Consider the following 10082-nt stretch of genomic DNA (forward strand, 5'->3'; position numbering starts at 1 on the left):
GCGATAGGTTGACTGGACAGCGAGAAGCGCGAGAACGAGAAGGGAACCATCGGTTATGCGGGAAGTCTTCCAGCAGTCGCTGCGCGAGGTGCAGGATCGCCTGGTGCAGATCGCCGAACTCGTCGAGTCGTCGATCCAGAGCGCCACGTCGGCGTTCGGCAGCTCCGACGTCGCGCTCGCCGAGCAGGTGATCGACGGTGGCGAGGAGATCGAGGCGCTCGCCTCGGCGCTCGACGAGCTCACGATCGACATCCTCGCCCGCCAGCAGCCGGTCGCGTCCGACCTGCGGCTCATGGTGGGAGCGCTCCGGATGAGCGCCTCGCTCGAGCGGATGGGCGACCTCGCCCAGCACATCGCGCAGCTCGCCCGGTACCGCTACCCGGAGAGCGCGATCCCCGAGGGGCTGAAGAAGACCTTCGCGCGGATGGGCCGGCTCGACGTGCAGATGGCGGAGAAGCTGGTCACGCTGCTGCGCACGATGGACCCGTCGACGATCTCGGAGATCCGGAACCTCGACGACGACCTGGACGAGCTGCACGCGAAGGTCTTCGAGAAGGTGCTTGGCGACCGCCTCGCCGACAACCCCACCGCCGTCGTCGATGCGACCCTCGCGAGCCGCTACCACGAGCGCTTCGGCGACCACGCGGTGAACATCGCGAAGTACGTGCAGTTCTTCCTCAGCGGCCAGCTGGACTAGGGCTAGGCGGTTCCCGTGGGCCTGTCCTTCGCGGCTCGTCAGTAGACGCTCGAAAATCGCGAAAACGGGACCTCTGCTGACGAGCTGACGACGGTACGCTCGGCACAACGGCGCACCTATCCGCTCGGCCCCTAAGCTGGGACACGTGAAACAACGGATCTACGACTCCCAGCGACAGGAGCTGGTCGACCTCGACCCGCGCGTTCCCGGGGAGGTCGGGATGTACGTCTGCGGGCCGACCGTGCAGTCGGCTCCGCACATCGGGCACCTGCGCAGCGCGCTCGCCTACGACCTCATCCGGCGCTGGCTCACCGCGAGCGGGCAGCGCGTCACCCTGATCCGCAACGTCACCGACATCGACGACAAGATCCTCGACAACGCGCGTCTCGCGCAGGAGGCCGGCGGGTCCGAGGAGTGGTGGGCGCTGGCCTACCGGGTCGAGCGCGAGTTCACGGCGGCCTACGACGCGATCGGGGTGCAGCCGCCGACGTACGAGCCGCGGGCGACGGCCAACATCCGGGAGATGATCGCGCTGATCGAGCGGCTCATCGAGCGCGGGCACGCCTACCCCGCGGAGGACGGCACCGCGAGCGTCTACTTCGATACGGCGAGCTGGCCGGCCTACGGCGCGCTCACGCGGCAGCAGCGGGATCAGATGGAGGACGCGGCGGACGGGGACCCGAGCTCGGCGGCCGGCAAGCGGGATCCGCGCGACTTCGCACTCTGGAAGGCGCACCGCGACTCCGAGCCCGAGACCGCCGCCTGGCCCTCGCCCTGGGGGGCCGGCCGGCCCGGCTGGCACATCGAGTGCTCGGCGATGGCCACGCGCTACCTCGGCGAGGAGTTCGACATCCACGGAGGCGGCCTCGACCTGCGCTTCCCGCACCACGAGAACGAGCTGGCGCAGTCGACGGCGGCCGGTCACCCGTTCGCGCGGCACTGGATCCACAACGGCCTCGTGAACACGGGCGGGCAGAAGATGTCGAAGTCGCTCGGCAACTCGCTCTTCGCCGCGGACCTGCTGGCGGCGGCCCGGCCCATCGTGCTGCGCTACTTCCTGGGCTCGGCCCACTACCGCTCCGTGCTCGAGTTCTCGGAGTCGTCGCTCGCGGAGGCCGCGGCGGCCTTCGGGCGCATCGAGAACCTGCTCGACCGCGTCGAGGAGGCGGGCCTGGAGCTTCCGCCCGCGGGAGCGGCCGGCGCGGATCCGCGGAACCTTCCTCGGGCGTTCGTCGAGGCGATGCTCGACGACTTCGCCGTGCCGCAGGCGCTCGCCGTGCTGCACGGCGCCGTGCGTGCGGCGAACACGCAGCTGGACGATCCGACGGGCGGGGATCGCGCCGAGATCCGAGAGCTCGCGCAGCAGATCGCGGGTATGCTGGACGTTCTGGGCCTGAACCCCCGCGATCCCGCGTGGCTGACGAGCGGGGGAAGCGGGGACGAGGCGGCTGCGGCGCTCGGAGAGCTGGTCGAAGCGCTCCTCGAGCAGCGCGCCGACGCGCGCAGGGCCAAAGACTTCGCCACGAGCGACGCGATCCGGGACCGCCTGCAGGCGGTCGGGATCACCATTGAAGACAGTCCGAACGGAACCCGCTGGAGTCTCGCATGAGCAACAAGAAGGGGCGCCCAGGCGCCGTCCGCAAGAAGAGCCGCGGAAAGGCCGTCGGCTCCGGCGGGCAGGGGCGGCAGGCGCTCGAGGGCCGCGGCCCGACGCCGAAGGCCGAGGATCGGCCCTACCACCCCGCGGGCAAGGCGAAGGCCGCCCGCGAGCGCCTGCAGGCGGCGCGCGAGCGGCACGGCGTCGGCAGGCAGGCCGAGCGGCCGGCCAGAGGGCAGCGCAAGTCGGAGGACGTCGAACTCGTGACCGGCCGCAACGCCGTGCTCGAGGCGCTGAGGACGAAGGTGCCCGCGACCTCGCTGCACATCGCCGCGAAGGTGGAGATGGACGACCGCATGCGGGAGATCCTGCGCCTCGCCGTCGGCCGGGGCATTCCCGTGCTCGAGGTGATGCGCGCGGAGCTGGACCGCATGACGAGCCGCGACACCGTGCACCAGGGTGTGGTGCTGAAGGTGCCCCCGATGGAGTACGCGCACCCGCAGGAGGTGCTCGACGACGTGCTGGACCGCGGCGAGACGCCGCTGTTCGTCGCGCTCGACGGAGTGACCGACCCCCGCAACCTCGGCGCGATCATCCGATCGGTCGCCGCCTTCGGCGGCCAGGCGGTCGTCGTGCCGCAGCGTCGCTCGGCCGGGCTCAACTCCGCGGCCTGGAAGACCTCCGCGGGCGCGGCCGCCCGCATCCCGGTGGCGATGGCCTCGAACCTGACGCAGACGCTCAAGGAGTTCAAGAAGCGCGGCGTCTTCGTGGTCGGCCTCGACGGCGACGGCGATGTGCAGCTCCCCGATTTCGAGCTCTCCGACCGGCCGCTCGTGCTGGTGGTCGGCAGCGAGGGCAAGGGCCTGTCGCGACTCGTCACCGAGACCTGCGACGCGATCGTCTCGGTGCCGATCAGCGCGGCCACCGAGTCGCTGAACGCGGGCATCGCGGCGAGCGTGACCCTCTACGAGGTCTCGAAGCGGCGCGCGCTCACGGAGTAGCCGGCCCCGGTGGCGAAGCGCTCGCGGGCGCGCACCTAGAGCACGGCGATGCACGTCGCCCGCCACCGTCGCCGGACGTACTCCATCCGGATCGCCACGGCGAACGACCGGGCCGAGGTGTGCATCACGACGGCCGCCTCGACGGCGGTGACGCGGGGGCGCCCCATGGCGACCCGTCCGGGGGTCGGGGCGGTGCGCCTGCCGTCCCCGTAGACCGTGCGGCGCTCCGCGTGGAGCGTCCGCATCCTGATGAGGTGCTCGGCGACCTCCTGGGAGATCCAGCCGCTCAGGCCGGCGATGCTCCGGGTGCCGTCCACGACCTCGAGCGCCTGCACCGCCAGACGGGTGACGAGCGCCGGGTGCGGATCGGGGATGCCCGCGGCCGGTCCGCGTAAGGTGATCGCGCCGTGCGTCGCCGGGGCGGGACGGGCGGCGCCCGCCAGAGGCCGCTGGGCGGGGAGGCCGACGCCCGCCCTCCCGGCCGCTCGGAGCGGCTGCGCGGCGATCTCCTCCCGACGTCTCGGGCTCGGGGCTGCTGCGGTGGGCATCGGGGGGCTCCTCTCGGCGGATTCCGGCACGACGTCGCCGCTTCGCGGCGCCCCCTCCCTCGCCATCGATGCACGGTGCGTGTCTGGAACCCCACCATAAGAAACAGGTGTCAATCAGCGTCAACGCGCGTCCGCCGCCGATGCGCGCAGGATCAGGGGCTGCGCAGCCGAGGCGACGGAGCCCAGGGGGCGGGTTCTTCGAGCCGGTGACTGCGGGGCCTCGGAGGTTTCCTCCTCTAGGCTGATGCTGTGTCTACGCTCCGCAACCTCGCTACCCAGTACTCCTCCCTGAGCGACGAGGAGATCGAGTGGCTCGAGCTGCTCAGGCTCGACTGGCCGCTGCTCGCCGATCTCGCGCTCGGCGACGTCGTGCTGTGGGCCCCGACCGAGGACGGCAACTACCTGGCGATCTCGCACAGCCGCCCGGCGGGGTCGGTGACGCTCTTCTACCGCGACGTGCTCGGGGACTTCCTGCGCTCCGACTGGCGCGGCATCGTCGACGAGGCGATGGAGACCAGCCGGTCCGTCGTGTCGACGGCGCCCGCCTGGTACGAGGAGAACCCGATGCGGCTCTCGGCCTACCCCGTGAGCCGGCGGGACGAGGCGGGCGCCGTGCACGGCCCCTTCGCCGTGATCACGCTGCACACGAGCGCGGCCGACAACCACAGCGCCTCCCGCATCGGCGCGGCCTTCCGCGAGTGCGCGGACGACCTCTTCGAGATGATCCAGCAGGGCCTCTTCCCCTCGCCCGGCACTACGCGCGGGCGCGAGCGGGGCGCGCCGCGCGCGGCGGACGGGCTCGTGAGGGTGGACCCCGAGGGTGTCGTCACCTTCGCCAGCCCCAACACGCAGACCACGTTCTCGCTGCTCGGCTACCGCGACGAGCTCGAGGGCGAGAACTTCAGCGAGGTCGTCGCCGAGGTCGTGAAGGGGCACTTCGACACGAACGAGTCGCTGCCGCTCATCACGCAGGGCAGGATCGCCAAGCGCGCCGACATCGAGGAGCGCGGGCGCATCGTGACGCTGCGCTCGATCCCCGTCATCCGCGAGGACGAGCGCGCCGGCGGCATCATCCTCACCCGCGACGTCACCGACCTGCGTCAGCAGGAGCAGGAGCTCATCACCAAGGACGCGACGATCCGCGAGATCCACCACCGGGTCAAGAACAACCTGCAGACGGTCGCCTCGCTGCTCCGCGTGCAGGCGCGCCGGGCCCGGAGCGAGGAGGCCAAGCAGGTGCTCGGCCAGGCCATGCGCCGGGTGGCCGCGATCGCGGTCGTGCACGACACGCTCTCGACCGGCCTCTCCCAGATCGTCGACTTCGACGTCGTCTTCGACCGGGTGCTGGGTCTCGCCGCCGAGGTCGCGAGCCTGCACAACACGATCGTGCACCCTCGCAAGGAGGGGGTGTTCGGCGAGCTGCCCTCGGAGTACGCGACGCCGCTCGCGCTCGCGCTGACCGAGGTCGTGACGAACGCCGTCGAGCACGGGCTCGCGGGGCGCGAGGGCGAGGTCATCATCCGCGCCGACCGCTCCGAGGAGCGCCTGGCGGTCGAGGTGATCGACAACGGCACCGGGCTCCCCGGCGGCGCCGTGGGCGACGGCCTCGGCACCCAGATCGTCCGCACCCTCATCGAGGGCGAGCTGGGTGGCAGTATCGCCTGGGCCGCGCACGAGGGCGGCGGCACGCGCGTCGTGATCGAGATCCCGCTGCACTGGATCGCGGCCCACACCCGTCCCATCCCGCGGGTCGGCGAGTAGCCGGCGCCGAGGGCGGGGCCGACGTGGTCGGCGAGCCCCCCTAGCGTTCGGACGCTCTCCTGCTCCGGGCATTGCGCAGCACGACGGCGGTGCCGACGAGCAGCAGCAGCGCCCCGAGTCCGATGACCGTCACGGTGATCCAGGTCGCCGCGCTGACCGTCCCGGGAGCGAGCGCCCGCTGCGCCACGTAGCAGCAGAACGCGAGGATCAGCGCGCCCCAGACGATGGGCCCCGTGCGGGGTCCGGGCCTCTCGGGGCGTCTCGCGGGGATCCCGCAGCCGTCGGGTCGACTCGCAGCGTCCCCCTCCCGGGCCGGATCCCTCTCGGGCTCGGAGCCCGGGGCCTCGCGCTCCGGAGGCGTGAGCGGGACCGTCGGGGCGGTCTCGGGCGTGTCTCGCGGCTCGGGGCCCTCGGGGGCGCCCTCGCCGGGTCGGTTCGGTTCGGTGCTCATCTCGCCATCTCCGCTTCCAGCTGCTCCAGCTCGTCGGTGATCTGCTGCTTCTCGTCGTTCAGGTCCCTGCGATCCCGGCCGTCGATGCCGGGCTCGGAGAGCTCCCACTCCACGCGCTCGAGCCGTTCCTCGAGGTCGCGGCGATCCTGCTCGATCTGCCGGCGATCGCCCGTGCCCGACTCCTCGTCCTCCGATGAGGAGATCGCCGCGCCCTCCGCACCGTACACCCGCACGTTGCCTCCGAGCACGTAGACGGTCGCCCGCGCGACGGAGGCGTCGGCGCGTGCGTCGCCCGTGTCCTCGAGGTTCGCGCCGATGGTCCGGCTGAGGAAGGGTCCCGAGATCCTGAACCCGTCCGACCCGGTGCCCTGCTCGCCGATGTTGCCCGCGAGCACCCGCACGTCGACGAGGGCCGGGGCCTCCTCCGGGAGGTGCACGCTCGCGTTGCCCGCGAGCAGCCACACGGCCAGATCCTCGTCCCGGCCAACGGAGGCCCCGGAATCGTCGAGGTAGCCCAGATCGACGTGGGCGTTCCCCGCGAGCATCACGGCGCCCGGCTCGTGGTTCCCGCCGACGTGCATCGTCCCGAAGGGGTGGAACCGGGATCCCCACGGGAGCACCGCCGTGAAGATCAGCGCCACCACCGCGCAGGCGGAGACGAAGCCGATCCACCCGGTGTGGCGCCCCCGCACACCGGCGACGATGAGGGAGACGGCGCAGACCGCGAGACCGGCGACGAGCGCGGCCACGAGCACCGCGTGCCCGTCGTCCCACCGGAGCGCGGACGGCAGCCAGTCGCCGTTCAGCGCCCAGATCGCGGTGAGACCGGCGGCGAGCAGCGCGAGCGCCAGGGTGAGGATGGTCTGGCCGGCGCCGAGCCGGTGCGCGTCGTGATGCTCGGCGTACCGCGCGCTCCACTCGTCGGCCTGCCTGCCGACGTCCTCGCCCCACTTGGCGGCGCGCTCGCCGAACTGCTCGCCCCAGGCGCTCGCCCGCTCACCCGCGCGGGTGGCGAACTCCTCGGTGCGATCCGCGAAGGCGCGGGTCTCCTCGGTGAAGCTCACGGGCGGCGGCTCGGCGCCGCCCGATGCGGGGGCCTCCCGCTCCGCGCGCCCCCCCTGGTCGCGGCCGCGCTTCAGGATCACCCGGCGCACGTACACGAAGCCGAGGACCAGGATCGCGATCCAGCACATCCAGGCGAGGGTCGCGCTGAGCCAGGACGGCATGCCGACGGCCTCCCACAGGTCCCAGCCCCAGATCCCGAACATCGGGGCGGGTGAGAGCGTGGGCAGGATGATTCCGAGGATCGCCGGGATGAGGACGACCGCGGCGATCACGATCGCCGCCACCGTCACTCCCGGCCGGGCTCGCCCCCGGACGATCTCCTCCACATGGATGCGGCCGGTTCCGTCGGGGAGCAGCAGCCAGCCGGTGAGGTACAGCAGGAGCCCGGGACCTCCGAGCAGCGCGAGCACCACGAAGAGGCCCCGCACGATCAGCGGGTCGATGCGGGCTCTCTTCGCGATGCCACCGGCGACGCCGGCGAACCAGCGATCGTCGCCGCGCACGATGCCGAGGCCGCGCAGCCAGGCGAAGAATCCGCTGCCGGGGGGCCTCGAGGGCTGCGAACCGGCCGGGTCCTGAGGAGGGGTCGTCTCGTTCATGCTTCGAGTCTGCTCGGTCGGCCGCGGGCCCGCCATGGGGGTTCTCCCTGACCGACCCCTGAATCTCGCCCCTGAGCGCGCGGATGCCGGAAGCGGGTGCTTGGATGGAGGTATGGAACCGGGACCCCTCCGCCGAGTGCGCGACGAGCGCGTGATCGCCGGGGTGTGCGCCGGGCTCGCCGAGCACCTGGGCGTCCAGCCCGTCGCGGCGCGCATCGCGATGCTGGTCTTCGCGCTGTTCGGCGGCGCGGGGGTGATCTTCTACCTCTGGCTGTGGGCGACCGTGCCGCTCGAGGGGGAGTCCGAGGGGATTCTGCCGATGCGCCGCGCGCTGACGAGGCCCGCGTCGGCGGTGACGGAGAGGCGCGCCGGGGGCCTCGGCTCCGGCGAGCCGGGAGGCGCGGGTCCCGGCCCCGCCTCCGGGACGGATCCCGACTCCGGCGATCCGGGAGGGGCGGCCGGCGGCCCGGCGGAACGTCGGGATTCCGGGGCCGGCGTCGCAACGAGGCCGAGCTGGCCCGTCGCCGAGATGCTCCTCGGGGGCTGCCTGCTGATCGCGGGCGCCGCCCTCGTGCTCTTCCAGCTCGGGGTGCAGCTGCGCCTCGAGGTGATCCTGCCCGCGATGGCGGTGCTCGTCGGCGTGGGCCTCACCTGGTGGCAGATCGCCGACCGCGACAGGCCGGATCGCAACCAGATCCCGCGAGTGCTCGCCGCGCTCGCGCTCGTCGCCGTGGGCGTGCTCATGTTCTTCGTCACCGCCAGGCAGCCGAACGCCTGGACGGTGATCGCCGCCGCGCTCGCGGTGCTGGCGGGGGTCGCGTTCGCGATCGCTCCCTGGCTGCTGCGGATCAACCGCGAGCTGATGGCCGAGCGGGCGGGGCGCGCCCGCGAGACGGAGCGAGCGGAGATCGCCGCGCATCTCCACGACTCGGTGCTGCAGACGCTCGCCCTGATCCAGCAGCGCTCCGAGCCGGGCAGCGACGTCTCGAGGCTCGCGCGCGGCCAGGAGCGCGAGCTGCGGGAGTGGCTGTTCCGCACGGCGGACGGAGCCGCCCCGGAGGCGAGAGAGGCGATCGATGTCGAGCTCCGCGCTCACGCCGCGGCGCTCGAGGAGCACCACGCCGTGCGCTTCGAGGTCGTCGTCGTCGGCGGGGCTGGATCGGGGCGCGGCGCGGGACAGGCGGTCCCCGAGGCGATCGTCGCCGCCGCCCGCGAGGCGATGCTCAACGCAGCGCGGCACGCGGGAGGCAGCGTGACCGTCTACATCGAGCTGGCGCCGGGGAAGGTCTCCGTCGACGTCACCGACCGGGGGCCCGGGCTCGACGCCGCCGCGCTGCCCGATGGGCGGATGGGCGTCCGCGAGTCGATCCTCGGCCGCATGGCGCGCGCCGGCGGCACGGCCAGGATCGTCGCCGGCCCCGGCGGTTCCGGCACCTCGGTGCGCCTCTCCATGCCGCTCGACGCGCCTCCGGACGCGCCCGGCGGCACCGGGAGCGGTGCCGAGACGGCCGGCGGAGAGGCGGGAGCGCGCGGATGAGCGGAAGCACGGAGGAGGACGGTGTGAGCGGAGACAGGGTGAGCGGAGATCCCGTGCGGGTGGTGATCGTGGACGACCACCAGATCTTCCGCTCGGGGCTGCGCGCCGAGCTCGGCCCCGAACTGGAGGTGGTGGCCGAGGCGGCGACCGTGGACGAGGCGGTGACCGTGATCCCGAGCTGCCGTCCGGACGTGGTGCTGCTCGACGTGCACCTGCCCGGCGGCAGCGGGGGAGGCGGCGCCGAGGTGCTGCGTCGGATCGGGGGCGCTGCCGGGCCGACGCGCTTCCTCGCGCTCAGCGTGTCCGACGCGGCCGACGACGTGGTCAGCGTGATCCGTGCGGGCGCCCGCGGGTACCTCACGAAGACCAGTTCCGGCGCCGAGGTGACCGCCGCGGTCGTGCGCGTGCACGGCGGCGACGCGGTGTTCTCTCCCAGGCTCGCCGGGTTCGTGCTCGACGCATTCGGGGCGGGCGTCGGCGAGACCGCCGCCGCCGACGACGAGCTCGACCGCCTCTCGGCCCGCGAGCAGGAGGTGATGCGCATGATCGCGCGGGGGTATGCCTACAAGGAGGTCGCCGCGGAGCTCTTCCTCTCGGTGAAGACGGTGGAGACCCACGTGTCGAACGTGCTGCGCAAGCTCCAGCTCTCCAATCGCCACGAGCTCACCGCCTGGGCGCTCTCGCGCCGCCTGCTCTAGCTGTAGTTCCCAGTGAGGTTGTGAACGCGATCTGACGGGGTCAGCCCTCCGATCCCGGTATGGGGTCGGTGATGATTGTAGTGATGCAGCCAGGCCTCGTACGTCTCGGCCCTGGCTGCATCACTGTC

General features: G+C 72.6%; 10 protein-coding genes. 6 read left to right on the forward strand and 4 right to left on the reverse strand.

Features of this window, described 5'->3' with window-relative positions; genetic code table 11:
- Nucleotides 1-55: 55 nt before the first annotated feature.
- From phoU to rlmB, 3 genes are all read left to right on the forward strand, one after another.
- The gene (gene phoU, locus JD276_RS13080; RefSeq protein ID WP_200116093.1) at nucleotides 56-697 is read left to right on the forward strand and encodes a phosphate signaling complex protein PhoU; all 642 of its coding nucleotides are present in this window, start codon (nucleotides 56-58) and stop codon (nucleotides 695-697) included.
- A gap of 145 nt (nucleotides 698-842) precedes the next feature.
- Nucleotides 843-2306 carry a cysteine--tRNA ligase gene (gene cysS / locus JD276_RS13085; protein ID WP_200116094.1) on the forward strand — a complete coding sequence of 488 codons (1464 nt, stop codon included), beginning with the start codon at nucleotides 843-845 and terminating at the stop codon, nucleotides 2304-2306.
- The gene (gene rlmB, locus JD276_RS13090; protein ID WP_200116095.1) at nucleotides 2303-3295 is read left to right on the forward strand and encodes a 23S rRNA (guanosine(2251)-2'-O)-methyltransferase RlmB; all 993 of its coding nucleotides are present in this window, start codon (nucleotides 2303-2305) and stop codon (nucleotides 3293-3295) included. Before cysS ends, rlmB begins: the two co-directional genes overlap by 4 nt.
- 35 nt (nucleotides 3296-3330) lie before the next feature.
- On the opposite strand, the gene JD276_RS13095 is transcribed toward rlmB, so the two are convergent.
- Nucleotides 3331-3843, reverse strand: coding sequence for an Rv3235 family protein (locus JD276_RS13095; RefSeq protein ID WP_200116096.1), 513 nt, complete (start codon nucleotides 3841-3843; stop codon nucleotides 3331-3333).
- A gap of 249 nt (nucleotides 3844-4092) precedes the next feature.
- On the opposite strand from JD276_RS13095, the gene JD276_RS13100 reads away from it, so the two are divergent.
- A complete protein-coding gene (locus JD276_RS13100; protein ID WP_200116097.1) occupies nucleotides 4093-5604 on the forward strand; it encodes a sensor histidine kinase in 1512 nt (503 codons plus the stop codon).
- 40 nt (nucleotides 5605-5644) lie between these two features.
- Here JD276_RS13100 and JD276_RS13105 read toward each other — a convergent pair whose 3' ends face one another.
- Both JD276_RS13105 and JD276_RS13110 read right to left on the reverse strand, forming a co-directional pair.
- Nucleotides 5645-6055: a hypothetical protein gene (locus tag JD276_RS13105; protein WP_200116098.1), complete on the reverse strand. Its 411-nt coding sequence runs from the start codon at nucleotides 6053-6055 to the stop codon at nucleotides 5645-5647.
- Entirely contained in the window at nucleotides 6052-7719 is a 1668-nt protein-coding gene (locus JD276_RS13110) for a PspC domain-containing protein (RefSeq protein ID WP_200116099.1), read from the reverse strand. The genes JD276_RS13105 and JD276_RS13110 overlap by 4 nt, the downstream gene beginning before the upstream one ends.
- A gap of 112 nt (nucleotides 7720-7831) precedes the next feature.
- Here JD276_RS13110 and JD276_RS13115 point away from each other — a divergent pair, with 112 nt between their 5' ends.
- Together JD276_RS13115 and JD276_RS13120 are read left to right on the forward strand one after the other, a co-directional pair.
- A complete protein-coding gene (locus tag JD276_RS13115; protein WP_200116100.1) occupies nucleotides 7832-9256 on the forward strand; it encodes an ATP-binding protein in 1425 nt (474 codons plus the stop codon).
- Nucleotides 9257-9279: 23 nt separating this feature from the next.
- Nucleotides 9280-9954 carry a LuxR C-terminal-related transcriptional regulator gene (locus tag JD276_RS13120; protein WP_307866575.1) on the forward strand — a complete coding sequence of 225 codons (675 nt, stop codon included), beginning with the start codon at nucleotides 9280-9282 and terminating at the stop codon, nucleotides 9952-9954.
- On the opposite strand, the gene JD276_RS13125 is transcribed toward JD276_RS13120, so the two are convergent.
- Nucleotides 9951-10082 (reverse strand): integrase core domain-containing protein (locus JD276_RS13125; RefSeq protein ID WP_200116102.1); only part of this gene is annotated, 132 nt, incomplete at its 5' end. The genes JD276_RS13120 and JD276_RS13125 overlap by 4 nt on opposite strands.

It is taken from the genome of Leucobacter chromiisoli, assembly GCF_016522505.1.
GTDB lineage: Bacteria > Actinomycetota > Actinomycetes > Actinomycetales > Microbacteriaceae > Leucobacter > Leucobacter chromiisoli.